Consider the following 24,419-nt stretch of genomic DNA (forward strand, 5'->3'; position numbering starts at 1 on the left):
CCATGTCCTACGACATCGCGGTCATTCCCGGCGACGGCATCGGGAACGAGGTAGTGGAAGCGGTCGAACCGCTGCTGGTCGACACCGCAGCGACCCACGGCGTCGACGTGGAGACGACGTGGTTCGACTGGGGGAGCGAGCGCTACCTGGACGAGGGGGCGCTCATGCCCGACGACGGCCTCGACCAGTTGGAGAGCTTCGACGCCATCCTCCTCGGTGCCGTCGGTCACCCCGACGTCCCGGACCACATCACGCTCCGTGGGCTTCGACTGCCGATCACCAAGGGGTTCGACCAGCACGTCTGCAAGCGACCCTCGTACCTGTTCGAGGGCGTCGACAGCCCGCTGAGGGGGTACAGCGGCGGCGACATCGACTTCGTGGTCTATCGACAGAACACGGAAGGCGAGTACGCGGACGTGGGCGGACGGGAGCACCGTGGCTTCGAGAACGAGGTGGCGGTGCAGGCGTCGGTGTTCACCCGCGAGGCGACCGAGGCGGTCGTTCGCCCGGCCTTCGAGGCAGCGAGCGAGCGGAGCGGGAAGCTGACGAACGTCACGAAGTCGAACGCCCAGGCCCACAGCATGGTGTTCTGGGACGACATCGTCGAGGAAGTGAGCGCGGAGTATCCCGACGTGGACGTCGAACGTCTGCTGGTCGACGCCGCGAGCATGGACTTCGTCCGCCGCCCCGACGAGTTCGACGTGGTGGTCGCCTCGAACCTCTTCGGCGACATCCTCACCGACATCGGCGGCATCATCAGCGGGAGCCTCGGTCTCGCGCCGTCGACGAACATCAACCCCAAAGGAACCTACCCCTCCATGTTCGAACCCGTCCACGGCAGCGCATTCGACATCATGGGCGAGGGTATCGCCAACCCGCTGGCGACGGTACTCTCGGGCGAACTCATGTTCGAGCACCTCGGCGAGGAGGCCATCGCGTCGGCGCTCCACGACGCCGTCGCCGCGCAGTTGGCCGACCCGGACGCGCCGCGAACGGCCGACATCGGTGGGTCGGCGACGACCGTCGCTGTCACCGACGACCTGACCGACCGCCTGGTCGAGTGAGACGGACTGTCGTCCCCGGGTACCGGCCGTCGCCGACCACGGGGGCGACGGCCGGCCGGAACTGACGTACAACGGTCCGTATAAGTCGACTAGTCGTCGCCGGCCGTCTCGGCGTACTGTCCCCAGAACCCCGGCTGTTTGGTCACGGTGAGATCACCCCGGACGCGGGTCCGACAGGCGAGGCGTAGCCCGTCGTCGGGGTCGTGGGGCGGGAACGAGAGGCGGCGGCGCTCCCGAGCGTCTCGCTCGCTCACCGGCCCCTCGACGGCGACGGCACAGGTACCGCAGGTGCCGAGGCCGCCGCAGTTCAGCGTGTCCGCGAGACCGTTGTGCGGCGTGACGCCGGCGTCGCGGAGCACGTCGCGCAGAATCGCCCCCGCCTCGCACTCGAGTTCTCGATCACGGAACCGGACGGTAGGCATGCGTCCGCTACGGGCCGGAGAGCGGAATACGTTGGCACGGCTCACATCCCACCGTTGGTGCCGGCGAGGGCGACGAGTCGACGCTCGAACGGGTCGATCAGGAGTAGGTGGCCCGCGCCGACGGCGGGCGCGACGAACGACGCTGGATCGAACGCGGTCGATACACGGCCCCGGCCGAGCAGGGTCGGCCCCAGTCCGGCGCCGCGACGGACGGCGACGGTGCGGTGACTCGGGACGACGACGGCGTCGGTGAGCACCGGCGACGGGGCAGAGAGGATGGTCGTCCGCAGGTCGAACGACCAGCGGGTCTCGCCGGTCACCGGGTCGAGTTCGTGGAGGGTGTCGCCGTTCTTGGCGTAGGCCGCTCCCGCTGCCAGCGTCGGCGCGGAGAGGCCGCCGACGTCATCGCGGGTCCACCGTGGTGTGCCGTCGTGGGCGAACGCCCGGAGTTCGGTGTAGCCCTGGACGTACACCCGCCGTGCGTCGACGGAGACGGCGACGGCGTGGGCCACGTCTGCGGTCCACCGCCGCGTTCCGGTGTCGCGGTCGAGGGCGACGACGCCGCCGTTCGTCGGGGCGTACACCGCGTCCGCCGTCACGGCGGGCGCGACGGTGCCGGTGACGGTGGGGTCGTCGGGGAGGTTGAACTCGGGGTACGCGAGGCGGTCGAGACCGGGATACCGCCACCGCTCCTCGCCCGCAGCGAAGGCGACGACTGCGTCGCCCGTCCGGACGTAGCCGGTGCCGTCGCGGACGGTGACGGCGTAGACGGCCCGGTCGCCGACCCGGAGCGACCATCGCTCGCGGGCGCTCGGCGTCGCGAACGCGTGGACGAACGCCCCCTCCCGTGCTCTCGTTCGGTCGTACGTCGGGACGTACACCGTCCCCGCGTCCGGATCGTAGGCGGGCGTCCCGCCGGGTTCGTGCGGCAGGGACGCCGCGAGGGCCCCCTCGCCGGTGCCGGCGTCGACGCCGAGGAGCGTGTCGGCGCTCGCGACGAACGCCCGCCCGTCGCCGACGACGGGGGAGGTGTAGGGCCACCCCGGCAGCGAGCGGTCCCACGCCTCGGAGAGCGTCGCCGGGACGCGCCCCTCGGGCGCGTGGGCGGTGTTCGCCGCGTTCTTCGCGACTTGCGGCCAGTCGCCCGCCGGGAACGTACCGCCGCGTTCCAGGGCGGCACAGCCGGTGAGCGTCGCCAGTCCGCCGGTGTGCAGGAGGAGGGCACGTCGAGTCGTAGGGACCGTCATCGGGGGAGAGTCAGCACGTCGACCGAAAAGACTGGTGGGGACGGGTACAGCCCGGCGTCGACGAGGCGAGCGCGAGACTCCCGACGCGGATCAGGGCGCCATCCCGACGCACGGTGACCCGCTGGTGATGGCGCCAACGGTCGTTCCGGACCCGGACGTCACCGTTGCGTGGAGCACCGGCCGCTCGCCCTCCTTCGCGACGAACAAGGTGTTCGAAATCGGCCGGACCTCCGGCGAAGGCGTCCAGATGGAGTTCGCCGGATCGGAGGGCTTCGCCGTCGTCCAACCCTACGAGGAAGGTGAGCAACACCCCTAGCCGTGGCGACACTCGGGATGTCCGGACCCCGCACGGCGGCTCTCGGCGGGCCGGAGGCGGCGCGTCGACGCCGGGAAGACACCCGGATATATGCACCGACGGGGCCTACTCCCTGTCGACGATGGCCATCCCGACCTGGCTGTGTGCCGAGGACGGACCGCGCGACGAGCGAGACGCCGACCCCGCCGCAGTCGACCCGTCGGATCTGGGGGCCGCCACCGACGTCTTCGAGGTGCTCGCCGATCCGACCCGACTGGCGGTTCTCGCCACCCTCCACGAGCGGTCGACGCCCATGTCGTACACGGCGCTCCGGGAGGCGACGTCCGTCGAAGACAAGGGGCGGTTCAACTACCACCTGCGTCGGCTCGACGGCCTCGTGCGGAGCGTCGACGGGGAGTACTACCTGACTCGACGCGGCGCGGAACTCGTGGAACGTGCCCTCGCCGACGAGTTCGCCCGGTGAGGGGAAGGCGCGTTCTCCGAGGATTTAGCCCGGTACTGGTCGTGGGGTAGGAGTGATGGTGCGACACTCCGAGCGGCAGGTGACGAGGAACCGATGACGGCCGACGCGGCCGACTCGCCACGGTCCCCGGCAACGGACGGGTCGGCGGTGCGTTTCTCGGCCGCCGGCGTCCGGGACGGATTCGTCGAGTGCGTGCCGGTTGCAGTCGGCGTCGCCGGCTACGGCGTCGTCTTCGGGATGCTGGCCAGACGTGCCGGGTTGCGCGTCGCCGAGGCGGCCCTCATGAGCGCCACCGTCCTCGCGGGGGCGGCGCAGTTGCTCGCGATGGAACTGTGGGAGACGCCGATCCCAGTCGTGGCAGTCGTCGGGACGACGTTCGTCGTCAACCTCCGATACGTGCTGATGGGGGCGGCGCTGCGCCCGTGGTTCGGGCGGCTCTCCCCCGCGAAAGCCTACGGGAGCGTCTTCTTCATCGCGGACGAAAACTGGGCGCTCACGATGGGGCAGTTCAAGTCGGGGGGCCGACAGGGCGCGTACCTCCTCGGCAGCGGCCTCGCCATCTGGTCGGCCTGGGTCCTCGCCACCGTGGTCGGCGCCGTCGCCGGTGGCCTGATCGGCGACCCGGCGCGGTACGGGCTAGATTTCGTGCTCACCGCCGTCTTCCTCGCTATCGCCGTCGGCCTCTGGGAGGGCCGGTCGAGCCTGCTCCCGTGGCTGGCGGCCCTGACCGTCGCCGTCCCGAGTGCGCAGTACCTTCCCGGCCGGTGGTACATCCTCCTCGGCGGCGTCGCCGGGAGCCTCGTCGGGGTGATCCGCGTCGATGGCTAGTCCCGTCGACCCGTTCGTCGCCGGGGTCATCCTGGCGATGAGCGCCGTGACCTACGCGACGAAAGCGGGTGGCCTGTGGCTGCTGGGGCGTGTCGAGGTGCCGGAACGGGTCGAGACCGGTCTCGAACTGCTGCCCGGAGCGATCATCGTCTCCATCCTCGCCCCCGAACTGATCGACGCCGGCCCGGCCGAGTGGGGCGCGGGCACCGTCGTCGTGGTCGTGATGTGGCGGAGCGGGAACATCCTCCTCTCGCTGCTCTGTGGCGTCGGTGCGGTCCTCCTCCTGCGCACGGCAGTGTAGACTGGTGCGACCGGGCGACCGCTCGCTCCCGTGGTCCTAAATACGGATGGGGTGTAGGGGTGCCCATGGCGATTCGAAGCCGCCGTGCCGGCTACTATCTCGGGTTGGTCGTCGCCACGACGGTGTTGTTCACTGCCGCCTACAACGTCGGGATGGCCGTCTGGGAGGGGCGGCCACAGCCCGTGTATCGCTCCCTGGAAGTCGTCGTGCAGAGTTTCACCACGACGGGGTACGGCGAGGACGCCGGGTGGGACACCCTCCAGATGAACCTCCTCGTGATCACGATGCAACTCGCGGGAATCGGGCTCATCCTCACCGCAGTCGACGTGTTCGCGGTGCCGTGGCTTCGCGAGGCGCTCACCCCGACGGCCCCCGAGTCGGTCGACGGCGTCACCGACCACGTCATCATCTGTGAACACACCTCGCGGACGGACGCGTTCATCACGGAACTCGACGCCCGGGACCGGGAGTACGTGCTCGTCGAATCCGGCGGCGAGGCGGCGAGTAACCTCCACGAGGCGGGGTATCGGGTCATCCACGGCGATCCGGAGTCGACGGAGACGCTCGAGGCTGCCTGCCTGGACAGTGCGCGGGCGCTCGTCGCCGACGCGGCCGACGACACCAACGCGAGTATCGCCCTCTCGGCGCGCGATACGGCCCCGGAGGTGCGGGTGATCACGCTGGTCGACGACGCGTCACTCGCTCGTTATCACCGCGCGGCCGGCGCGGACGACGTTCTCTCCCCCCGGCAGTTGCTGGGCGCGAGTCTGGCCGAACAGGTCCCCACGGCCGTCACGACCGACGTGGGCGCCGGCATCCCCATCGGCGACGACTTCGAACTCGTCGAGCTGACGGTCGCTGGGGAGAGCGACGTCGCCGGGCGGACGTTCGCCGAGGCGGGGTTGCGCGAGCGGTTCGGCGTCAACGTGATCGGGGCGTGGTTCGACAGCGACTTCGAGACGCCCGTCTCCCCCGAGCGGACCCTCGTCGCGGGCACGCGTCTCCTCGTCGCCGGCGAACCCGCGCAGGTGGCGCGACTGGAAGACGCCACGGTGGCGACCGTCCGGGAGTTCGGCCCACAGCGCATCGTCCTCGCGGGGTACGGCGACTCCGGACGGGCCGCCGTGGCGGCGCTCTCGGAGTCGCGCTCGCGGTTGACCGTCCTCGACATCGAGAACGAGGAGGCGGCGGTCGACATCGTCGGGGACGCACGCGACCCGGACGTCCTCACCGAGGCACGGATCGAGGAGGCCGCGGCGCTGATCGTCACCGTCGGCGACGACACGACGGCCATCTTCGTGACGCTCATCGCGCGCGAGCTGAATCCGGACCTCCACATCGTCGTGCGGGCGAACGAGGAGGCGGACGTCCAGAAACTGTACCGGGCGGGCGGGGACTACGTCCAGTCGCTGGCGACGGTCAGCGGGCGGATGCTGGCTTCGACGGTGTTCGAGGACGAGGAGGTGTTGGCCTACGACAAGCAGGTCAGCGTCGTCCGTCTCCCCGCGGGCGACCTGGCCGGGACCACCCTCGCCACGGCGGACGTGCGGTCGGTCACGGGCTGTACCGTCGTCGCCGTCGTCAGGGGCGGGGAGACGATCACGGAGTTCGACCCCGAGACGTTCACGTTCGCGGCGGACGACGAGGTGATCATCGCCGGCACCGACGAGGCGACCACCCGGTTCGAACGGGAGTTCGGCGCCTGACCGCTCGCAGCCGTGCAGTCCGGGCAGCGACAGATTCAATGGAGAACGCTACGCTTCGACGGGTATGCCGAGTCGAGGGCGTGTGGTGTCCGTCGAGGGGGGCGAGCGAACGGCGGTAGCCGACCGCCTCGCGGAGGCGGTCGACCGGTTCGAAGTGCGTTCGGCGACGACGGCCGACGAAGCGCTCGAACTGGTGACGACGTGGCCGGCCGACTGCGTCGTGTCGGCCTACCGGCTGCCGGACGAGGACGGACTCACGCTCCTGTCGCGGATTCGCGAAACCGAGCCGACCCTACCGTTCGTCCTCCACCCTTCGGAGGGGTCCGAGGAACTCGCGAGCGAGGCCATCGGTGCCGGCGTCACCGACTACGTCGCCGGCGGGAACGAAGCCCTCGTCGACGCCGTCGACGCCGCCGTCGACGGGACGACGCGCCCGGAACCGGAGCGAGTCGCGCACCTCGTCAGACGGATTCAATCGAGTCTCGTCCGAGCTCGGACGAGCGAGGACATCGACCAGGGCGTCTGCGACGCCGTCGTCGACACGAACCCGTACGCGTTTGCCTGGATCGGCGAGTATCACGAAGCGGACGGTCGGGTGGTACCGCGAGCCTCCGCGGGTCTCGAAGCCGGCTACCTCGAAGCGGTCGAAATCACGGCCGACGACAGTTCGCTCGGCCGGGGACCGACGGGCCGAGCGGTCACCACGCGCACGCTCCAGGTCGTTCAGGACATCCCGGCGGCGCCGAGTTACGAACCGTGGCGGGAGGACGCCGTGGAGCGGTCGTATCGCTCCAGTGCTGCCGTGCCGCTCGTTCACGAGGGGACGCTCTACGGCGTGTTGAACGTCTACGCCGACCGGACGGGCGCGTTCGACGACGCGGAGAACGCGCTGTTGCGGGACCTCGGGGCGACCATCGCGCAGGCGTACCGCCGCGTCCGGATCCGGGAACGGTACGAGGCTCAGTACCGGGAACTGTTCGCGGAGGCGCCGGTGATGATCGCCCTGACGTCGGACACGAGCGACGGGCCGATCATCGACGACTGCAATCGGCGGTTCGCCGCCAAAGTGGGGTGGTCGCGCGAGGACCTCCAGGGGCGCCCCCTGACCGACGTGTACACCGAGGTGGCGGCAGCCGAACTCCTCGAACAGGACGGCTACGAACGGGCACTGGCCGGCGAGTTCGTCACCGCCGAGCGGACGCTCCTGACGCGGCAGGGCACCCGACTGCCGACGCTGTTGCAGGCGACGCCGCGACGGAACACGCGGGGTGATATCGTCGGCACGCACGCCCTCTACGTCGATATGACGGAACGCAAGCGGGCACGGGAGGTGATCGATCAGGCCGAGGCCATGGAGGCGTCGATGGACGGGATGGCGATCCTGAACGCCGACGGCGAGTACATCTACGCCAACCAGGCCCACGCGGACATCTACGGCTACGACGACCCGGACGTCTTCCTCGGCAACACCTGGCGGATGAACTACGAGGGCGAAGAGAGAGTCCGGTTCGAATCGGAGATTCTCCCGAAAGTCGCCGAGGGCGGGGAGTGGCGGGGAGAGGCCACGGGGGTGCGCGCCGACGGCAGTTACTTCCCTCAGGAACTTTCCCTGAGTCCGCTCTCGAACGGGCGGTACATCTGCGTCGTCCGCGACAATACCGAGCGGCGACGTTACGAGGTGCGACTGGAACGCCAGCGCGACAACCTCGAAATTCTGAACCAGGTGGTGCGCCACGACATCCGCAACGACCTGCAGGTAGTTCTGGGGTACGCGGAGTCGCTGCGCCAGTTCGCCGACGACGAGCGAAACGGGCACGTCGAACGGGTGGTCAAGAGCGCCCGCAACGCCGTCGAAATCACCGAGACGGCCGGCGACGTTGCCGAGGTGATGCTCACGGCCGACGCCGAGACGAAAGTGATCGGGCTCAGGTACACCCTCGACGAGCAGATCGGCGAGATCAGATCGACCTACGAGGACGTGGTCCTCACGACCGACGGAACCATCCCGGACGTCGACGTCCGCGCCGACGACATGCTCGGGTCGGTGTTCCGGAACCTGCTCACGAACGCCATCGAACACAACGACGAGGCGGTCCGCGAGGTGACGGTGGGGGCGACGGCGACTGACGGCCGGGTCGCCGTCCGGGTGGCCGACAACGGCCCGGGCATCCCAGACGACCGGAAAGAGGCCATCTTCGAGGAGGGCGAGAAGGGACTCGATAGCGAAGGCACCGGACTGGGGCTGTATCTGGTCGAGACGCTCGTCGAGCGATACGGCGGCGACATCCGCGTCGAGGACAACGACCCGAAGGGCGCCGTCTTCGTCGTCGAGTTGCCGGCCGTCGAGTGATCGGCCGGCCACGGGATTTTTCAGCGAACCGGGCGCATCGACGAGGGTGAGACGGCGTCGACTGCTCGTCGGGATGACCGGAGCGTTCGCCCTCGCCGGCTGTACAGGCGGGCCGGGCGATCCGATCACCTGCCTCGCGGTCAACCGGGACGACACCGACCACCGCGTGACGATGTGGGTCGCCAGAGACGACCGCCTCGTCGTGGCGAACACGGTGACGGTCGGCGCCGGCGGCGTGGCCGAGGTTGGCGAGACGCCGTGGCGGCGCGGCCGCTACCGGGTGACGGTCCGCCTCGACGGCGAGGCCCGACTCGCCCGGGAGTTCCGGGCAACGGAGCCGTTCAACCAGTTGGACGCCATCGTCGCCGCCGACGGGTCGGTGGCGCTGAACCGTGGGTTGGCGGCCTAAGGCGCTCGCTCACCGGCGGGGACCGTCGTCGCCAGCCAGTTCTCTTCCGGGGGGAGCGGACACGAGAACGCATCGCTGAACGCACAGAACGGCGTGTACGCCAGGTTGAAATCGAGGGGGATCCGGTCGCCGTCGGTCAGCGCGCGGTCCGGGGCGAGTTCCATGTAACGGCCGCCGCGATACGTCTGTTGGCCGGTGGTCTTGTCGCGGAAGGGGACGAACAGGTCGTCGCCGACCGCGCCCTCCTGTCGATAGGCGTAGAGGGTTCGGGTGTCGCCGTCCAGGTCGAAAGTCAGCGTGGCGACCCGCAGGTACCGCACAGTTCGGTCGTCGCTCGTCTCCATGTCGACCGGTTCGGGGTCGTCGTGGACGGTCACCGTCGCCTCGACGCGGTAGTCCGGGTCGGGATCGAAGTAGTCGAGGCCGTCGAAGCCGTCGCGCTCCTCGGGTGGCAGCGGCGACGTCCGGTTCTCCGCGAAGGCTCGGTCCTTCTCGGCACGGTTCTCGCGCAGACGGTCGGCGTAGTCGTCGACGTCGGTCATACGATCCGTTCCGCGCGGACGGGTTTCAGTCCGGCGACCCGCCGTCCCGATGACACCGACACAACCTGGTATCCGCCACCACAGGGAATGCCTATACCCGCCCCGCTCTTACGTCCGACGACAACATGTGGAGCGATCAAACCGACAGACGGGACGTAGCGAGCGACGGTCCGGGGGCAGGCTGACGATGGAGCCACACGGAAGCCAGCCGCTGCGGACCGCCGGAGCGTCGCTGGACGACGCCACCGCCGCCGCCGTCCTCGTCCACGGCCGGGGCGCGACGGCACGGAGCATCCTCCGGATGGGCGAGGAGTTCAACGCCACGGGCGTGGCCTATCTGGCGCCGCAGGCCGCCCGTAACACCTGGTACCCGAATCCGTTCACCGCGCCCGTCGAGTCGAACGAACCCGGGCGCTCGTCCGGCCTCGAGGCCGTCGCCGCCGCCGTCGACGAGGCGAACGACGCCGGCATTCCGACCGAGCGGCTCCTCCTCCTCGGCTTCTCGCAGGGTGCCTGTCTCGCGAGCGAGTTCGTCGCCCGCACCCCGACCCGGTACGGCGGGCTGGCGGCGCTGAGCGGCGGGCTGATCGGCGAGCGGATCGATCCCGAGGAGTACGCGGGCGACCTGGAGGGCACCCCGGTCTTTCTCGGCTGTAGCGACGTCGACCCGCACATTCCCGCGGAGCGTGTCCACGAGACGGCGACGGTGTTCGAGCGGTTGAACGCCGACGTGACGAAACGGCTCTACGAGGGGATGGGTCACACCGTCAATGCGGACGAACGCGACCACGTCGCGTCGATGCTGTCGGCACTGGTGGCGTGAGCCGCTAGCGCTCCTGCGACGCCGCGGCGTCGCCGTCGCGCAGGTTCTCGTCGAGGAACCGCAGGGTCTTCGCCCAGGCGTCGCGCGTGTCGTTGGGGCGGAAACTCTCGCCGCTCGGGTTGGCGAAGGCGTGGCTCGCACCCTCGTAGACGTAGATTTCGCGCTCGACCCCCAGGTCGCCGAGCGTCCGGTCGAACTCGCGGACGTTCTCGATGCCGACCACCTGATCCTCGGAGCCGAAGATACCGAGGACGGGACCGTCGACGGTACGCAGCGTCGACTCGTTGGTGGTGAGCGTGCCGTAGTAGACGACCGTCGCGTTCAGATCGGCGTCGCTCAGGCTCAACTGGAGGCTCTGACCGCCGCCGAAACACCATCCGAGGCTGGCGACCCGTTCGGTGGTGTAGGACGCGTCGCGAAGCCCCGAGACGGCACGGCTCATCTTCGAGACGGCGACGTCGGGGTTCGAACGCACCTGTCCGGAGAGCTCGCTCGCCCGCGAGGCGTTCGTGGCGACTTCACCGTCGTAGAGGTCCACCGCGAAGACGACGTAGCCATGGCCGGCGAGGATGTCGGCCATGTGTTCGATGTTCTCGTTGAGGCCCCACCACTCGTGGATCATGACGACGGCGGGGTAGGTGCCGTTGTCGGCGGGTCGGGCGAGGTAGCCCGGTGTGCCGTCGATGGTCGTCCGCGTGCTCGTGATGGCCGAGAGGTTCTCGGCGTCGAAGATGTCGGCGTTACCGCCGGACGTGACCGCTTGGCAGGAGCCATTCTTCTCGATGGCACCGGGCTGACAGCCGGTGTGGGGCGTTTGCGTGTACGACGCCTCGGCGGTGGCCGTCGCCGTCGGCGTCGATGTGGGGTCGGGCTGGTCGGTCGGCGTCGCCGTCGGCGTCTCGTCGCCGGAGAGCACGCCCGAGCAACCGCTCAGGACCACCAGCGCGGCGACGAAGACGGGGACGAACCGTGAGCGGGACATTTCGTGTTGGGAAAGAAACGGGTAGTGAAAACCGTGTCGCCGGTCGGCAGGGTGTGAGTTATGCCCACAGGCCACGTAGCGCGCGTATGGCACACCGATTCGTCCGCGCGACGCCGATTCGGGACCGCCTCCCCGAACTCCGGACCCGACTGGACGCCGGCGACGTCGAGGCCATGCGTCCCTTCGGGCCGGCGCTGACTGCGGCGCTCGACGACGCGCGCTACGATCCCGCGACCGACGAAGCGGTGTGGGTCGAGGAGGACTACTGTTCGCCGCCGCTGGCACAGGAACGCACCGTCCTCGACGACTACTTCACCGACCTGCGGATCGTCGAGTCGGACGTCGACCCGGAAACGGGGTGGGATCGAATCGCCGACCTTCCCGGTCTCTGGGCAGCGCTCGCGGCGGACGCGTAGCCCGGCAGTCGAACGCGTCACGCCGAAATCACGGGTGATAATCGGGTCAAGTAGTTTATATGATAGGTCTGCCGTAGTCGTTCTCGAATGGTCTCGAAGGGGGATCTTGGGGTGAGCTATCTCATCGGCGTCGGTGTCGTCCTCTTCGCCGCGCTCAGTACGGGGGTGCTGGTACCGGTCGGAACGGAACTGGACCCGTCGACGTCCCTGCTCGGGCTCAGTATGGGGGTGATGGCTGCCGGCGGGTTCACGGCCACCGGCATTGGCCTGGCGAACAGCCAACTGGACGACGGACGGGTGTGGCGCGTGGCCGCCTGGTCGACGCTGGGGCTGGGCATCCCAACCCTGTTGGCCGTCGTCTTGCTCCTGTGGGACCCGTCCTCGCTCCGGGGGATGGGCTGGCGGAGCGTCGTCATGGTCAACATCGCGGCCGGGGGTGTCGTCGGCGTTCTCGTCGGGGCACTGTTCGAGTTGCGTGCCGAACACGAGCGGACACGGACACTCAACCAGCGCAACACCGTCTTTTTGCGCCTGTTCCGACACGACATCCGAACCAGCATCAACATCGTCCGCGGGCACGTCGACTTGCTCGACGCGGAGTCGGGGTCGTCCGTCGACGTGATTCACGAACAGATCGACCACATCGAGCGGCTGAGCGACGCCGCGAACCGCCTCGAAGACTTGGAGGCGATGGACGAGACGGAGCCGGTCGACCTCGGTCGACTCGTCGAGGAGCGGATCGACGACCTTCGGCACACCGACGACGCGGTGACGGTCGAGGCGGACCTCCACTCCGACACCTACGTGTGGGCGAACGACCTACTGGCGTCGGTCGTGGACAACCTGCTCCGGAACGCCGTGGAGCACGGCTCCACGGGCAGTCAGCCGAAGGCCGACGACGACCCGTGGGTGTCGGTGACCGTCCGCCCGGCCGGCGCGCACACGGAGACCGTCGAACTCCGGGTTCGCGACGACGGTCCGGGGTTTTCCGACGCGGAACTCGCCGTCCACGCGGCGGCGACCGAGACGGCGCTCCAGCACAGCGACGGCGTCGGTCTGTGGCTGGTCCGGTGGATCGTCGACACCCTCGACGGCGAGGTCGACGTCGACAACCACCCCGACGGTGGCGCCGTCGTCGCCGTCACGCTTCCGGGTGCGACCCCCCGGGACGACACCCGGATGCCGACGCTGCCGTCGCTCGGTGGCGACACGTAATCGGCGACGGGAGCGCGAAACCGGCGGCGCGTTATCGCGCCGCTCGGAACTCGCCGTGTTTGACGCCGAGTCCGAACGCGAGCAGCCCGAACACGAGCATCGACGGGGCGACCATCATCAGCGTCGTCTGCAGTGCCATCATCCCGCCGCCGACCAGGCCGGCGACGCCGACGACGATCACTGCGAGCACTGCGCCGAGTGCGACCGGTAGGGTAAACTCCATACGGTGGTGGAAAGAGTCCGAGCCTCATAATTGAGTCGCCGTGACGGCGCCGCCCACCGGACTCGGAACTGGTCGCCGACCCCGGACCGCCGTCAGTCGCCGGCGGGGAGCCGCCGACCGCCGTCCGACTCGACCGACAGCGGTTCGGCCTGCCACTCGATGTCGAGGCTGTGGCGGGGAAGATAGGGCGCCAGATCGGCCACCGACAGCAGACCTCGGTACCCGTCGTCGGTCACGACGGGCAGGTGCTTGACTCCCTCCGCCCGCATGCGTTCGGCCGCGTCACACACCGTCGCAGTCGGGGAGATGGTCGCCACCGGCGTCGACATGATCGCTCGCACGGCCGGGCGAGCGGCCGTCTCCGCGACCATCGCCACGAGGTCCGAGGCAGCGACGATACCGACGACGGCACCGTCCGCGAGGACGGGCAGTGCGGACACCTCCGCACGACGGAGGTACGTCGCCGCCTCGTCGGCGGGCGTGTCGGGCGAAATCGTGGGCGGTGTGCGGACGCCGACGGCGTCGATTGTCGTCTGAATCATCCGTGGCACTCGATACCGTACGACGAGTGTAAAGTCTATCGTACATACACGGTAATAATCCTAGTATAGATAGCATATCGTTTCGTTATCTTCCCAAATTCAATACTTTCAAAGGACTAGTTCCGCTTTTAGAAAGCGTTCGTTCATTCGTCGTTGCTGCGGCGACCGATCCGACGGTCGGCCACGGCGCCACGGACGTCCCGGACGACGAACGTCGCTCGCGTCTCGCCGCCCGGTCCCCGAACACGCACGTCGACGGCGACGGCGACGAGGGCAGTCGTGTTGGCGCGGGTCTGGGTGACGAAGCCGTCGGTAAGGTGACAGGCGCCGAACGCACGGTCGGGACCGCGGGGGCAGTCGCTCGCGGCCCACCGCCGCGCCGCGCTCGCGTTCCGCCCCACAGCGACGGTCACGCCGCGGTCCGTCGCCGACGTCTCGACGCGAGCGACGGCGGGGTCGAGACGGTCGGCGGCGACGTCGACTGCCAGTCGGTGCTGATCGGCCTCGGTCCCGCTGGACACCGCTCGGGTCGCCTCGGCGACGGAGCGTTCGAGGACGCGTTTGCCGTCGGAGAGTGTCCGGCGTTCGTCGGGTGCGACGGTCACGTCGCCCGCATAGCCGAGTTGAGCGTAGGCGAGGAGCATGGGCACGAGGGCGGTGACGACGACGGCGGCGGCGAGCAAGACGAGTTGTCCTCGGTGGCGACGTCGGGTCATCCGTACCACACCCAGATAGTGATCCGGCCGTGACGCGTCGGCACCGTCGTCGATCCGGTGGGTCGACTCGGCGGTCGGGGGTAGCCGAGCGTCCCGTGCGGTGTGCGAACCCGAAAGGCGACGTCGGCGGGCAGGAGGTCGGCGATTCGGTCCCCGGTGTCGGAGCGGACGCGAGCGAAGGTGTCGGGGGAGCGAGCGAGCGCGACGAGTCGGGAGTGCCGGCCGTTGGCGGTCGGTTCCGACCCGAGCACCGAGGCGGTGTCACGCGCCAGGGAATTCAGGTGTGGCTCCGCCGAAGGGGGAGTCGTCACCCCGACGGTGAAGCCGGCGGCGACGCCGACGACGAGGACGACGCCGATTGCGGCCTCGACGACCGAGAGGGAGAGCTGTGCCCTACGCATCGACGGTCACCGTAAGAACCCGCTCGTCGACTATCGGACGGCGGTACGTCACCTCGGCGCGGCCGGTCGCGTTCGCTCCCGCATCGACTCGGAGCGTCGTCGGCGCGAACCGGGAGAGGTGGATGGTCGCGGTGGTGTTCAGCCCCGCCCCGTCGGACAGGACGACGCGGTCGTTCGCGCGGACGGACCGAATCGTGGTGTTCGGGCCGGGAGAGAGCGTGACGCTGGCGCGGCCGACACCCCGCGGGAGCCGGATCGTCGACCGGCGGGAGAGGTTGACGAGCGTGGTGATGGGGGCCGATCGCGAGCGAACCACGACCGCACGACGAACCGTCGTCCCACCGCCCGGGGCGCCGCGTTCGACGATGGTCGCTCCGTCGAGGGCAACGCGAACGTCACCCTCGGTCGCGGGGGGCGCCAGATCGGACAGCCGACTCGCGTTCAGGGCGTCGACCGCGGTGGCGTTCAGCGCGTTCGCCCGAACCGTGATCCGTGAGTCGGCGGCAGTCAGGCGGTCGGCAACGGCCGTCGCCGCGTGGCGCTCGACGGGGTCACGATCCGCGCCGGCCAGCGCCGAATCGGCGAGGGTCACGCCGACGACCGTCGCCCCAGTCAACAGGACGAGCGCGACGGCGAGGGCGATCAGGTTGGTCTGTCCCCTCACGACAGGATCACCCGGAGTCGACCGTCGTCGGCCCGAATCTGGAGGATCGCACGCTCGTCGCTACGCCACGTCCCCTCGACGGCGACGACGCGCCGGGGAAGCGCCAGACGGAGACGGCCGGAGACGTCGTCGTCGGGGTGGTCGAGAACGAGCGATCCGTTCTCGGCGCGAATCCGGTAGGCCGCGCGGTCGATGGCGGTCGGTAGGTCGAGCGTCCGCGTCACGTCGGCGCCACTGCTCGGTGGCGGGATCGACGCCTCGATACGCTCGGCCGTCGCCGCGAGGGTGCGGTCGCTCACCTCCGCCGCCGTCGCAGTCCGGTACTCGGGGAGGACACCGCCGTGGAGAACGGTCACCAGGGAGGAGACGTAGAGGACGACGATCACCGCTTCTAGCCCCTTTCCGACGACGGGCGCGAACCCGCGGTCCGTCACCGCCCCACCTCCAGACGCAGGTCGTGGACGAACACGTAGACGTCGCGAACCTCGGGGAAGCGAGCGACGACACTCGGCACGCCGTCGTCGTCGAAGGAGCGGCGAACGGTGGTCGCACCGAGCGCCTCGAATCGACGCTCCCAGACGCCCGGCGTCCGGGTCTCGACGGCGAGGCCGAATCCGCCACCCGAGAGGTGACGACGGCGGTGAGTGACGTTCGTCCGCAGGGCCACCGTCGCCGTCCCGTCGACCGCCACTGCGTCGGCGCCGAGGCGGGGAACGGAGACGAACAGGGTTCGGTCGCGAACCGACACGGGCGGCGCGGCGTGGGTGCGGACTCCGTTTCCGGTGTCGTGAACGATCGTCCCGGCGACGTACCGGACTCGACGGTCGCCGGCGGCGTAGGCGAGGCCACCGACTGCGTACTCGGTCGCCGGATCGGTCCCCTGCAGGACGCGGACCGATCGGTCGACCGCGCGGAGTCGGCCCTCGTTCAGGGTGAACCGTTCCTCGTGCGGGCCGCTCCGTTCGGCGTCGAGGGCGTCGGCCATCGCCGACGCGGCGCTCCGGGCCTCCGCACCGCTCGCGTTCTCCTCCACGACCGATCCGACCGTCACGGTCAACGCCGCGACGCTCACGACGGTGATGGCCAGAAGGATAGCCACACCGATAGTCGCGGACTGGGCGCGGTCGATCATATCATCCCCACCCCGGCGAAGACGGCGTGACAGACGACGACGAGGGCGCCGGAGTGTAAGAGCGCCTCGTACCGTCCGCGGCTGGCGGTGCCGGCGAACCATCCGGCGGCGAGCATGGTCGCTTGCGTGACGACGTAGAGACGGTAGCGCTCCCGTGCTAGATCGATGGCCGACCCCTCGATGATGTAGCCGCCGGCCCCGCGAACCGAAGCGAGTTGTTCGAAGCCGTCGAAGACGTGGATGCCGACGGCGACGGCGATGCCGACGACGAGGAGGGCCGTCGTCCACCCGACGGCGACGTAGGCGAGCAGGTTGGCTCGGAGTTCCCGCTTCTCGTGATAGAGCCGCCCAATTTCGGTCTGGAGCGTATCGAAGACGGTCCCTGCGTCGCTGCCCGCGTCGAGGGCACCCGTGACGAGACCGACGGTCTGTTCGGCGAGCGGCGTCCCGACGCCCTCGACGAAGCGTTCGAGCGCCGCGGTGCGAACGTTCTCGTCCAGACCAGTCTCCGGCGAGGTGAAACTCAGGTTGAGCGCTAGATCCGCCACGTCGGGGTTCAGCGGGCCGAAGTCCACGTCACGGGCGACGAGTGTGACCGCCCGGGGGAAGGGGCGGCCGAGGTTGACGTGGCCGGAGACCGCGTGGACGAAATCCTTGATCTCGCGGTCCTTGGCGTCGTCGAGACGGGCACGCCTGACGCCGACGAGGCCGACGGGGAGGGCGTAAGCGGCGTATCCGAGGAGGGCGACGTCGGCCGGCGGATAGTCCACGGCGACGACGGCTGCGACGGTGAGGAGCGCGGGGACGACGGCGACGACGACGGCGCTCGCCGGGTTTCGCGTCGCGGACGCGAGCGTCGCGAGGACGCCCGCCGGCCGGCGGTAGTGGACGGTCTGGCCCGGAGGCCGGAGGCCGCCGACGACGATGCTCGCGCCGATCCCGAGGACGAGGACGAACGCCGCGCTGGTGTAGACGACGACGGCCCGGGGCGTGGTCGAACCGAGGGGCGTCACGAACGGCTCGGAGAGTCCGGGTGAAATGATTGCGAGGACGGTCAGCACGATGACCAGGAGCGTCGGCAGGACGAGTAACACCATGAACACTTCCGAGAGGAGTTCGAGCAGGCCGGCGGCGCGCTGTCGGGCGCGGTCCTGACGGTGAGCGAGCATCCGACTCTCCATGCGGAGGTAGTTCGCGAGTTCGGACTCACCCTGCTGGGCGTGTTCGCTGAACTTCAGGAGGAAGGGTGCGAGCAACTCCCGTGAGGGGGTATCACGAGCGATTCGTCGAAACCCCTCGTGGAGGCTACCCGTGAGCGAGGCGGTGTTCAACACCTTCCGGATGGACACCGCCGTCTCGCCGTAGGGGTCGGTATCGGCCACCTTCCGGAGCATCGACCGATGGCCGTCACTCCCCGAGGAGAGAACGTGCAGATACCGGACCGCACCGGGCAGAGTGCGCTCGATGTCGTTCCGTCTGGCGCTCGCCAACCAGCGGAGGTACCCGCCACCGAGACGGACGGTGGCGGTCTTGACGAGGCCGCCGAAAATCAGCCCGGCGGCGGCGGCGAACGCCGACACGGGTGGCACCGGGAGACCGATCCGGCCGAGCGGCACCGCCTCGGCGACCCGAGACGGCGCCGCCACGGCCAGGGCGTCGCCGAACGCGATAGCGACGACGAGCGTCGGGAACGTGACCGCGAGCGCGACGGCCCAGGACAGCCCGTAGACGCGAGCGAGGTAGACGTCGAAACTGAGACGGAGGTCGGTTCCTCGGTATCGCTTGCGGTCCCTGACGTGGCGACGGTCGTCAGCGTGGCGGGCAAAGAGAGCGTACAGGACGCGGTCGAGCGTGGAGACGTAGCCGGTCGGGCGACCAGACTCCGGCGGCGCAGCGGCCGCCGACACCTCGCTACCGTCCGTTCCCGTGGCGGATGCGCCGCCGTCGGTCGACCGTCGGCCACCAGTCACACGTCCCCACCCGCGCAAAACGGCGTGAAACCGCCCGACGGTCGGCCGGATCGTTCCCCTATCGGCATGGGGCGAGGTGTCGCTCGCTGATATATAAACGTTGGACGGGCGTTCTCAGATTTGATTCGCGTCACGGGCGGGCGATTCGGTCCGGGTAGCGACGCTCACCACCGTGACCGTTAGGACCGTCCACACCCACCGACGTGGACCGCGGCGCCATCCACCGCGCGTGGGACGACAATCGCGGCGACGTACGCCGGTCGCCGCGATCCGACCGGCGCCGACGCCGACCTGCTCGACGACCTGCGGGCGTCGCTCCCGCTCGACCCGACGGTCCTCGACGTCGGCTGCGGCGACGGGGCTCGGACGCTCGACGTGTTGCGAGCGACGGGATTCGGCGCGCTGCGGACGGAGACGGTCAGCGTCCTGGGGAAGCGACGCGGAGTTCGTGATCGTCGAGTACGGCCCCGGCGGGACGACGTGACGCGGACGAGCGACGTGTCGGCGCCTCATGCTGTCGGCCGTAAGTCGATCAAGGCGTTCGCCACCCCGAGGCGGTGAACATCCTGACACAGTTACGGCCGACAGTATCAGCCGGCGAAGGCGATGGGCATCGGAGCGAAACAGAGAACGCCGAGCAGGAGCGTCACCACTCCGAGGACCTTCCGTTTCCGATCGACGGGCGTCTCGTCGATGGGCGTGGCGGTTCCGGCGCGGAGAACGGCGAGCGACAGGAGTCCCCAGAAGCCCCAGAGCTGCGCCCCGCGACCGTTCTCGAAGACGAGAAGGTACGCGGCGAGGGCGAAGAGGCCGAGGGGGACGAGCCGCTGGATCGACGCCATGTGGTCGCCGACCAGCGCCCGGGTGACGTGGGCACCGTCGAGTTGGCCGACGGGGAGGAGGTTGAGGAACGTGACGAAGGCGCCGATCCAGCCGCCGACGACGACCGGGTTGACCATCTCGTCGGCGCCGTAGCGCAACGACTCGCCGAGGAGCGTGGCGATGCCCCTGACGAGCAGCGGATAGCCCAGTTCGAGTCGGGCGACGAGCGTCGACTCGGGCACCGCCACGGGGGGCAGGGAGACGCCGACGGCGGTGACGACGACCGTGGCGGCGAGGCCGGCGAGCGGTCCCGCGACGCCGATATCGAACAGCGCGCGACGGCTGGGGATGGTGTCTTTCATGCGGATCACCGCCCCGAGCGTGCCGAGGACGTTCGGCATCGGGATGAAGTACGGCAGCGTCGCCTCGACGTCGTGGTACCGACTGAGGGCGTAGTGCCCGAGTTCGTGGATCGCGAGGACACCGAGGACGGCGAGTGCGAAGGGCCACGCCCGGCCGAGGGCGAGGGGGTCGGCGAGGGCGTCGACGCCGTACCACTGTGAGCCCGCGAAGAGCGTCGTCAGTACCGTCGCCACGAACAGGGCGAGGTGGGTCCACGGGACGCCGTCGATGCTCGTCGAGCGTTCCGTCGCGACGAGGACGTGCTCACCCGTCTCGTAGTGGATACTGACGCGGTAGCCCCGCCGCCGAAACAGGGGAGCGAGCGTCCGGAGGACGGACTCCTTCGGGCCGGCGGGTTCGCCGTAGTACCGGACCCCGTCGTCGGCGACCTCGACCTCGTAGACGAGAAACGCCTCCGTGAGCGACCCCGGATCGGGGAGGTCACCCGGAACCGTGGGTTGGGCCATCGCCACGTGTAGGGACTACAGCCACTAGTATTCCTCGCCCGAACACGCCGGGATTCGAACGCGAGCGTGCCGGTACCCGCGACTACGTCGAGTTCACGGACGTCGTGCCCGGAGCGTCGGGGTGTGTCGTCGGGGCCGTCCCGCGAGTCGTCGGTCAGCCCGGCGGGCCCCTGTCGGCGGTAGCTGAAAACGCTTATACCGTAGCGTCGGATACGAACCCACGCGGGCCGGTAGCTCAGTCAGGCAGAGCGTCTGGCTTTTAACCAGACGGTCGGGGGTTCAACTCCCTCCCGGCCCGTGCACCGAACCGCCGAGCGACGGCGAGGCGGTACGGGAACCGTCAGGACGGAGTCGAACCAGTGGACGGAGCAAAGCGAAGCGGAGCGGAGCGACCGTGGTTCAAGCTCCCGACCCACCCTCGTCGTCCGACCGCCAGTCACCCCAACACGACCAGCCGCGCTTCGACCGTTCGTTCGCCGTCGACGACGACGTCGACGGTGTGGCGGCCGCTCACGGGATTCCGGGTCACGCCGTACTCGACGAACAGGGCCCCGTCGGTCGGCGGATCGGCGAATCGGACGACGAGTCCACCGTCGGCGGTGACGCGCCAGCCGACGTCGAGGGCCCGACCGGTCTCGGTCCGCACCCGGAGGTCTTGCTCGGGCGTCACGGCGGCGTCGAGGGATCCGTAGTCGACGCCGATCGAGTGCACCGGCCCTTCGACTTCGAAGACCAGCGTGTGGTCGACGGCACTGCCCGCGTCGCCGGGCGTCGACGGGTCGGCGAGCAGCGTCGCCATGGGGTCCACGTCCGGGTCGCTGGTGTCGCGGTGGGGCGACCGCCGGTCGTCGCCGAGGGGCGTCCAGCAGGCAACGTCGATGGCGTCCTGGCGCGACGACGGCGACGGTAACGGTGACGGCGATCCGTCCGCCTCGTGGGCGTCGAGAGTCCGGTCACGCAGTCGGAGCGGCGGCTGGAAGAGGCGTTCGAGCGCCGCCCGCGGCGGCCGGTCTCGGAACATCACGGTCGCCCCTTCGGCCCGTCCCCCCGTCAGTAACGGTCGCCTGTGGAGCGGTAAGCGACGATTACTCTATGTTCTCGCCCTGGTAGCTCCCGTCGTAGGTGCCCTCGTGGCTCGCCTCGGCGAGGACCAGCTGTGCCACCCGGGCGTCGGGTTCGATGTCGATTCCCTCGTGGACGGCCAAGAGTCCCTCGCCGCGGCCCTCGTAGCCGGCGTCCCAGACGGCGGTGTGGAGCATCGCGGCGTTGCGCATGAGCGAGGAGCGGGGGTAGACGAAGCCGACGTGCCCCTCGGGGATGTGGATTCGTTCGCCGTATCGGAGGATGTAGCCGCCGGGCGAGAGCCGCCACGCGTCGGCGTCCGGGTCGGGGTCGACGGGGTCGCGCTCTCCGATCCGCTCGCCGTCGCGTCCGATCCGGCCGCCGCCGGTCTCGAAAATCGCTTCGGCCGTCAGATCGAGGCCGTTCGGCTGTACCTGTTCGGGGTCGACTGGCCGCACGTGATCGGCGACGAACGGACCGGCACGGAACATATGGGGGCGTCGGCCAGGCGCGACAAAACCGTGCCGGTACGGGTGGTCCGAACGGGCTGAAGCGACGGAGTCGGGTCGCGAGGAGACGCCGAAAAGCGGGCGTAGCCGGTTCGGGTTGCGGCGCGGAGTTAGGCCCCGAGACGGTCTAAATGTTGTGGTAGAAGCGTCCCGTGGCGGGATTTGGAGTGAGGAAAGGCGCGGGATTTATATCCATCGGCACGCGATGGCCGGACGTTATGGGACAGACGCTCACAGAGAAGATCCTCGACGACCACCTCGTCGAGGGTGATCTCGAACCCGGCGAGGAGATCGGGATCGAGATCGACCAGGTACTCACACAGGACACGACCGGCACGATGGTCTGGCTCCAGTTCGAGGCGCTCGACCTCGACGAGGTCCAGACCGAACTCGCCGCCCAGTACTGTGACCACCAGACCTACCAATTCGATTTCAAGAACACCGACGACCACCGCTTCCTCCGGTCGGCTGCCGGCACCTACGGCGCGTACTTCTCCCGTCCGGGCAACGGCATCTGTCACAACGTCCACAAGGAGAACTTCGCGGCGCCCGGCAAGACGATGCTCGGCTCCGACTCCCACACGCCGACGCCGGGCGGCCTGGGCGAACTCGCCATCGGCGCCGGTGGTCTCGACGTGGCCGTCGCGATGGGCGGCGGCCCGTACTTCGTCGAGATGCCCGAAGTCGTGAACGTGCGTCTGGAGGGCGAACTGCCCGAGTGGGCGACCGCCAAGGACCTCATCCTCGAGATGCTGCGTCGGCTCTCGGTCAAGGGCGGCGTCGGCAAAGTGTTCGAGTACACCGGGCCGGGCGTCGAGAGCCTGACCGTCCCCGAGCGCACCACCATCACGAACATGGGGACGGAACTCGGTGCGACCACCTCCATCTTCCCGACCGACGAGCGGACGAAGAACTACCTCGAACGGCAGGGTCGTGGCGACGAGTACGTCGAACTCTCGGCCGACGAGGACGCCGAGTACGCCGACGAACTCGTCGTCGACCTCTCGGACCTCGAACCGCTCATCTCCACGCCGTCGATGCCGGACAACGTCGTGCCGGTACGCGAGGTGGCCGGTGAAGACGTCGAACAGGTCATCGTCGGCTCCTGTACCAACGGCGGGTACGCGGACATCCTCCCCGCGGCGAAGATGGTCAAGGGTCGCGAGATCCAGAAGGACCTCGAGATGATCGTCGCTCCGGGATCGAAACAGGCCAGTGAACTCCTCGCACGGGAGGGGTGGACCGCCGAGATGATGGCCGCCGGCGTCAACGTCTCCGAGTCGACCTGCGGACCCTGTATCGGTATCGGGCACGTGCCCGCCTCCGACTCCGTCTCGCTCCGGACGTTCAACCGGAACTTCGAGGGACGCTCCGGCATCGAAGACGACTCCGTCTACCTCTGCTCGCCGCAGGTGGCCGCCGCGGCCGCGCTCAAAGGCGAAATCGTCGATCCGCGGGATCTGGCCGAGGAACTCGGCGACATGGAGTCGCCGGGCATCGAACTCCCGGACCAGTACGACGCCTCGAAGGCCGACATCATCGAACCCGACGAGGCCGTCGACGACGACCTGATCAAGGGACCGAACATCGGCGACGTGCCGCTGAAGGACCCGCTCGGCGCCGACATCGCCGGCGAGACGCTCCTGAAGATGCCCGACAACATCACGACCGATCACATCATCCCGGCCACGTCGGACATCCTGAAGTTCCGCTCGAACATCGACAAGCTCTCCGAGTTCACCCTCTCCCGCGTCGACGAGTCGTTCGCGGAGCGCGCCAAGGCGTCGGATCACGGCGTCCTCGTCGCCGGCGAGAACTACGGACAGGGGTCCTCGCGTGAACACGCCGCGATGTGTCCGATGTATCTCGGCGTCGAGGCCGTCCTCGCACAGTCCTTCGCCCGCATCCACAAGGCGAACCTGTACAACTTCGGCCTTCTGCCGCTGACCATCGACGAGGAGACCTACGAGCGGATCGAGCAGGGCGACCACGTCGAAGTCGTCGACGACGTCGCCGAAGCGGTCAAAGCCGGCGCCGAGGAGTTCACCATCCGCGTCAACGACGACTGGGAGGCAACCGCCGAGTTCGACGCCTCCGAGCGCGAACGCGAGATTCTCGCGGCCGGCGGCAAACTCACCCTGACGAAACAGCAGTACGAGCAGGACGGTAGCGGCGCGACGCCCGCCGACGACTGATACGGCTCGGTGTCACTGTGTCCCGGCCGTCGCCGTCGCGGGGGCGGCCGGAACTGACTGACAACAGTCCGTACGGGACACGCGGTCCCGGACCCGATTTTTTCGGCGCCGAGAACGCGACCGAACGGCGGGTAGCAGCCCACGAGCGGAATCCCGACGTCGAGGAGAAACCGGCCGGCTGACGGGGCCGGCCGACGCTGATCCGCCGTCGATGGCCGACTTCCGGCGAC

The 24,419-nt window shown here is 69.2% G+C and carries 27 protein-coding genes, 1 tRNA gene and 1 pseudogene; 14 read left to right on the top strand and 15 right to left on the bottom strand.

All coding sequences use genetic code 11. From position 1 onward, the window contains the following. The first annotated feature begins 2 nt into the window (after window positions 1–2). Entirely contained in the window at window positions 3–1,064 is a 1,062-nt protein-coding gene (locus tag V8686_RS00895; protein ID WP_379701965.1) for an isocitrate/isopropylmalate dehydrogenase family protein, read from the top strand. An 89-nt stretch (window positions 1,065–1,153) separates the two neighbouring features. Here the strand turns inward: V8686_RS00895 and V8686_RS00900 are convergent, their stop codons facing one another. After that, the gene (locus V8686_RS00900) at window positions 1,154–1,486 is read right to left on the bottom strand and encodes a 2Fe-2S iron-sulfur cluster-binding protein (RefSeq protein WP_379701967.1); all 333 of its coding nucleotides are present in this window, start codon (window positions 1,484–1,486) and stop codon (window positions 1,154–1,156) included. A 41-nt stretch (window positions 1,487–1,527) separates the two neighbouring features. After that, a complete protein-coding gene (locus tag V8686_RS00905) occupies window positions 1,528–2,733 on the bottom strand; it encodes an outer membrane protein assembly factor BamB family protein (protein WP_379701969.1) in 1,206 nt (401 codons plus the stop codon). A gap of 34 nt (window positions 2,734–2,767) precedes the next feature. On the opposite strand from V8686_RS00905, the gene V8686_RS00910 reads away from it, so the two are divergent. From V8686_RS00910 to V8686_RS00940, 7 genes are all read left to right on the top strand, one after another. Further along, window positions 2,768–3,049 carry an AIM24 family protein gene (locus tag V8686_RS00910; RefSeq protein WP_379701971.1) on the top strand — a complete coding sequence of 94 codons (282 nt, stop codon included), beginning with the start codon at window positions 2,768–2,770 and terminating at the stop codon, window positions 3,047–3,049. Between the two features lie 121 nt (window positions 3,050–3,170). Further along, a complete protein-coding gene (locus tag V8686_RS00915; protein WP_379701973.1) occupies window positions 3,171–3,512 on the top strand; it encodes a DUF7347 domain-containing protein in 342 nt (113 codons plus the stop codon). A 93-nt stretch (window positions 3,513–3,605) separates the two neighbouring features. Continuing rightward, entirely contained in the window at window positions 3,606–4,340 is a 735-nt protein-coding gene (locus tag V8686_RS00920; RefSeq protein ID WP_379701975.1) for an AzlC family ABC transporter permease, read from the top strand. Then, window positions 4,333–4,641: an AzlD family protein gene (locus V8686_RS00925; RefSeq protein ID WP_379701977.1), complete on the top strand. Its 309-nt coding sequence runs from the start codon at window positions 4,333–4,335 to the stop codon at window positions 4,639–4,641. The genes V8686_RS00920 and V8686_RS00925 overlap by 8 nt, the downstream gene beginning before the upstream one ends. A 65-nt stretch (window positions 4,642–4,706) precedes the next feature. After that, on the top strand, window positions 4,707–6,347 hold the full coding sequence (locus tag V8686_RS00930) for a potassium channel family protein (protein ID WP_379701979.1): 1,641 nt from the start codon (window positions 4,707–4,709) through the stop codon (window positions 6,345–6,347). A gap of 64 nt (window positions 6,348–6,411) precedes the next feature. After that, the gene (locus V8686_RS00935; RefSeq protein ID WP_379701980.1) at window positions 6,412–8,697 is read left to right on the top strand and encodes a PAS domain S-box protein; all 2,286 of its coding nucleotides are present in this window, start codon (window positions 6,412–6,414) and stop codon (window positions 8,695–8,697) included. A gap of 46 nt (window positions 8,698–8,743) precedes the next feature. Then, the gene (locus V8686_RS00940) at window positions 8,744–9,106 is read left to right on the top strand and encodes a hypothetical protein (RefSeq protein WP_379701982.1); all 363 of its coding nucleotides are present in this window, start codon (window positions 8,744–8,746) and stop codon (window positions 9,104–9,106) included. Here V8686_RS00940 and V8686_RS00945 read toward each other — a convergent pair. Further along, window positions 9,103–9,648 (bottom strand): DUF1684 domain-containing protein, encoded by a 546-nt coding sequence (locus V8686_RS00945; RefSeq protein WP_379701984.1) that lies wholly within the window; start codon window positions 9,646–9,648, stop codon window positions 9,103–9,105. The genes V8686_RS00940 and V8686_RS00945 overlap by 4 nt on opposite strands. A gap of 187 nt (window positions 9,649–9,835) precedes the next feature. Here V8686_RS00945 and V8686_RS00950 point away from each other — a divergent pair, with 187 nt between their 5' ends. Further along, window positions 9,836–10,471, top strand: a complete 636-nt coding sequence (locus V8686_RS00950; RefSeq protein ID WP_379701986.1) for an alpha/beta hydrolase — start codon at window positions 9,836–9,838, stop codon at window positions 10,469–10,471. A 4-nt stretch (window positions 10,472–10,475) separates the two neighbouring features. Here the strand turns inward: V8686_RS00950 and V8686_RS00955 are convergent, their stop codons facing one another. Further along, the gene (locus tag V8686_RS00955; protein WP_379701988.1) at window positions 10,476–11,453 is read right to left on the bottom strand and encodes a dienelactone hydrolase family protein; all 978 of its coding nucleotides are present in this window, start codon (window positions 11,451–11,453) and stop codon (window positions 10,476–10,478) included. An 86-nt stretch (window positions 11,454–11,539) separates the two neighbouring features. Between V8686_RS00955 and V8686_RS00960 the strand changes: the two genes are divergently transcribed. Both V8686_RS00960 and V8686_RS00965 read left to right on the top strand, forming a co-directional pair. Next, complete coding sequence (locus tag V8686_RS00960) at window positions 11,540–11,869, top strand: hypothetical protein (protein WP_379701990.1); 330 nt, start codon at window positions 11,540–11,542, stop codon at window positions 11,867–11,869. An 87-nt stretch (window positions 11,870–11,956) separates the two neighbouring features. After that, complete coding sequence (locus tag V8686_RS00965; RefSeq protein WP_379701991.1) at window positions 11,957–13,084, top strand: sensor histidine kinase; 1,128 nt, start codon at window positions 11,957–11,959, stop codon at window positions 13,082–13,084. Between the two features lie 31 nt (window positions 13,085–13,115). Here the strand turns inward: V8686_RS00965 and V8686_RS00970 are convergent, their stop codons facing one another. The 8 genes from V8686_RS00970 to V8686_RS01005 all read right to left on the bottom strand — a co-directional run bounded on the left by V8686_RS00970 (window position 13,116) and on the right by V8686_RS01005 (window position 18,669). Beyond that, on the bottom strand, window positions 13,116–13,307 hold the full coding sequence (locus V8686_RS00970) for a DUF7333 family protein (RefSeq protein ID WP_379701992.1): 192 nt from the start codon (window positions 13,305–13,307) through the stop codon (window positions 13,116–13,118). Window positions 13,308–13,399: 92 nt separating this feature from the next. Then, entirely contained in the window at window positions 13,400–13,849 is a 450-nt protein-coding gene (locus tag V8686_RS00975) for a CBS domain-containing protein (RefSeq protein WP_379701993.1), read from the bottom strand. A gap of 143 nt (window positions 13,850–13,992) precedes the next feature. Next, window positions 13,993–14,565, bottom strand: a complete 573-nt coding sequence (locus V8686_RS00980; RefSeq protein WP_379701994.1) for a DUF7261 family protein — start codon at window positions 14,563–14,565, stop codon at window positions 13,993–13,995. Beyond that, on the bottom strand, window positions 14,562–14,966 hold the full coding sequence (locus V8686_RS00985; RefSeq protein WP_379701996.1) for a DUF7262 family protein: 405 nt from the start codon (window positions 14,964–14,966) through the stop codon (window positions 14,562–14,564). Before V8686_RS00985 ends, V8686_RS00980 begins: the two co-directional genes overlap by 4 nt. After that, window positions 14,959–15,630, bottom strand: coding sequence for a DUF7263 family protein (locus V8686_RS00990; protein WP_379701997.1), 672 nt, complete (start codon window positions 15,628–15,630; stop codon window positions 14,959–14,961). Before V8686_RS00990 ends, V8686_RS00985 begins: the two co-directional genes overlap by 8 nt. Beyond that, a complete protein-coding gene (locus V8686_RS00995) occupies window positions 15,627–16,064 on the bottom strand; it encodes a DUF7266 family protein (RefSeq protein WP_379701999.1) in 438 nt (145 codons plus the stop codon). Before V8686_RS00995 ends, V8686_RS00990 begins: the two co-directional genes overlap by 4 nt. Further along, window positions 16,061–16,762, bottom strand: a complete 702-nt coding sequence (locus tag V8686_RS01000; RefSeq protein WP_379702000.1) for a DUF7289 family protein — start codon at window positions 16,760–16,762, stop codon at window positions 16,061–16,063. The genes V8686_RS00995 and V8686_RS01000 overlap by 4 nt, the downstream gene beginning before the upstream one ends. Next, window positions 16,759–18,669, bottom strand: coding sequence for a type II secretion system F family protein (locus tag V8686_RS01005; RefSeq protein WP_379706422.1), 1,911 nt, complete (start codon window positions 18,667–18,669; stop codon window positions 16,759–16,761). Before V8686_RS01005 ends, V8686_RS01000 begins: the two co-directional genes overlap by 4 nt. A 266-nt stretch (window positions 18,670–18,935) precedes the next feature. On the opposite strand from V8686_RS01005, the pseudogene V8686_RS01010 reads away from it, so the two are divergent. Further along, window positions 18,936–19,131: pseudogene (locus V8686_RS01010) on the top strand (class I SAM-dependent methyltransferase); the annotation flags it as partial. Between the two features lie 191 nt (window positions 19,132–19,322). On the opposite strand, the gene V8686_RS01015 reads toward V8686_RS01010, so the two are convergent. Further along, window positions 19,323–20,423 carry a site-2 protease family protein gene (locus tag V8686_RS01015; protein ID WP_379702002.1) on the bottom strand — a complete coding sequence of 367 codons (1,101 nt, stop codon included), beginning with the start codon at window positions 20,421–20,423 and terminating at the stop codon, window positions 19,323–19,325. A 224-nt stretch (window positions 20,424–20,647) separates the two neighbouring features. On the opposite strand from V8686_RS01015, the gene V8686_RS01020 reads away from it, so the two are divergent. Then, window positions 20,648–20,721: transfer RNA gene (locus tag V8686_RS01020), tRNA-Lys, on the top strand. A gap of 138 nt (window positions 20,722–20,859) precedes the next feature. On the opposite strand, the gene V8686_RS01025 is transcribed toward V8686_RS01020, so the two are convergent. Both V8686_RS01025 and V8686_RS01030 read right to left on the bottom strand, forming a co-directional pair. Next, window positions 20,860–21,444: a hypothetical protein gene (locus V8686_RS01025; protein ID WP_379702004.1), complete on the bottom strand. Its 585-nt coding sequence runs from the start codon at window positions 21,442–21,444 to the stop codon at window positions 20,860–20,862. Window positions 21,445–21,508: 64 nt separating this feature from the next. Then, entirely contained in the window at window positions 21,509–21,976 is a 468-nt protein-coding gene (locus tag V8686_RS01030) for a deoxyuridine 5'-triphosphate nucleotidohydrolase (RefSeq protein ID WP_379702006.1), read from the bottom strand. A gap of 236 nt (window positions 21,977–22,212) precedes the next feature. Here V8686_RS01030 and V8686_RS01035 point away from each other — a divergent pair, with 236 nt between their 5' ends. Beyond that, the gene (locus V8686_RS01035) at window positions 22,213–24,189 is read left to right on the top strand and encodes an aconitate hydratase (RefSeq protein ID WP_379702007.1); all 1,977 of its coding nucleotides are present in this window, start codon (window positions 22,213–22,215) and stop codon (window positions 24,187–24,189) included. Window positions 24,190–24,419 lie beyond the last annotated feature (230 nt).

The organism is Haloplanus litoreus, assembly GCF_045690335.1.
In the GTDB taxonomy this organism is placed as follows: domain Archaea; phylum Halobacteriota; class Halobacteria; order Halobacteriales; family Haloferacaceae; genus Haloplanus; species Haloplanus litoreus.

Excerpts from the sequence above, each read along its gene's own strand:
- V8686_RS00950 (WP_379701986.1), top strand. The coding sequence starts at position 9,836 with ATGGAGCCACACGGAAGCCAGCCGCTGCGGACCGCCGGAGCGTCGCTG.
- V8686_RS00970 (WP_379701992.1), bottom strand. The coding sequence starts at position 13,307 with ATGGAGTTTACCCTACCGGTCGCACTCGGCGCAGTGCTCGCAGTGATC.
- V8686_RS00935 (WP_379701980.1), top strand. The coding sequence starts at position 6,412 with ATGCCGAGTCGAGGGCGTGTGGTGTCCGTCGAGGGGGGCGAGCGAACG.
- V8686_RS00920 (WP_379701975.1), top strand. The coding sequence starts at position 3,606 with ATGACGGCCGACGCGGCCGACTCGCCACGGTCCCCGGCAACGGACGGG.
- V8686_RS00985 (WP_379701996.1), bottom strand. The coding sequence starts at position 14,966 with ATGCGTAGGGCACAGCTCTCCCTCTCGGTCGTCGAGGCCGCAATCGGC.
- V8686_RS01015 (WP_379702002.1), bottom strand. The coding sequence starts at position 20,423 with ATGGCCCAACCCACGGTTCCGGGTGACCTCCCCGATCCGGGGTCGCTC.
- V8686_RS01000 (WP_379702000.1), bottom strand. The coding sequence starts at position 16,762 with ATGATCGACCGCGCCCAGTCCGCGACTATCGGTGTGGCTATCCTTCTG.
- V8686_RS01035 (WP_379702007.1), top strand. The coding sequence starts at position 22,213 with ATGGGACAGACGCTCACAGAGAAGATCCTCGACGACCACCTCGTCGAG.
- V8686_RS00915 (WP_379701973.1), top strand. The coding sequence starts at position 3,171 with ATGGCCATCCCGACCTGGCTGTGTGCCGAGGACGGACCGCGCGACGAG.
- V8686_RS00895 (WP_379701965.1), top strand. The coding sequence starts at position 3 with ATGTCCTACGACATCGCGGTCATTCCCGGCGACGGCATCGGGAACGAG.
- V8686_RS00945 (WP_379701984.1), bottom strand. The coding sequence starts at position 9,648 with ATGACCGACGTCGACGACTACGCCGACCGTCTGCGCGAGAACCGTGCC.
- V8686_RS01025 (WP_379702004.1), bottom strand. The coding sequence starts at position 21,444 with ATGTTCCGAGACCGGCCGCCGCGGGCGGCGCTCGAACGCCTCTTCCAG.
- V8686_RS00905 (WP_379701969.1), bottom strand. The coding sequence starts at position 2,733 with ATGACGGTCCCTACGACTCGACGTGCCCTCCTCCTGCACACCGGCGGA.
- V8686_RS00960 (WP_379701990.1), top strand. The coding sequence starts at position 11,540 with ATGGCACACCGATTCGTCCGCGCGACGCCGATTCGGGACCGCCTCCCC.
- V8686_RS00980 (WP_379701994.1), bottom strand. The coding sequence starts at position 14,565 with ATGACCCGACGTCGCCACCGAGGACAACTCGTCTTGCTCGCCGCCGCC.
- V8686_RS01030 (WP_379702006.1), bottom strand. The coding sequence starts at position 21,976 with ATGTTCCGTGCCGGTCCGTTCGTCGCCGATCACGTGCGGCCAGTCGAC.
- V8686_RS00930 (WP_379701979.1), top strand. The coding sequence starts at position 4,707 with ATGGCGATTCGAAGCCGCCGTGCCGGCTACTATCTCGGGTTGGTCGTC.
- V8686_RS00965 (WP_379701991.1), top strand. The coding sequence starts at position 11,957 with ATGGTCTCGAAGGGGGATCTTGGGGTGAGCTATCTCATCGGCGTCGGT.
- V8686_RS00925 (WP_379701977.1), top strand. The coding sequence starts at position 4,333 with ATGGCTAGTCCCGTCGACCCGTTCGTCGCCGGGGTCATCCTGGCGATG.
- V8686_RS00900 (WP_379701967.1), bottom strand. The coding sequence starts at position 1,486 with ATGCCTACCGTCCGGTTCCGTGATCGAGAACTCGAGTGCGAGGCGGGG.
- V8686_RS00955 (WP_379701988.1), bottom strand. The coding sequence starts at position 11,453 with ATGTCCCGCTCACGGTTCGTCCCCGTCTTCGTCGCCGCGCTGGTGGTC.
- V8686_RS00975 (WP_379701993.1), bottom strand. The coding sequence starts at position 13,849 with ATGATTCAGACGACAATCGACGCCGTCGGCGTCCGCACACCGCCCACG.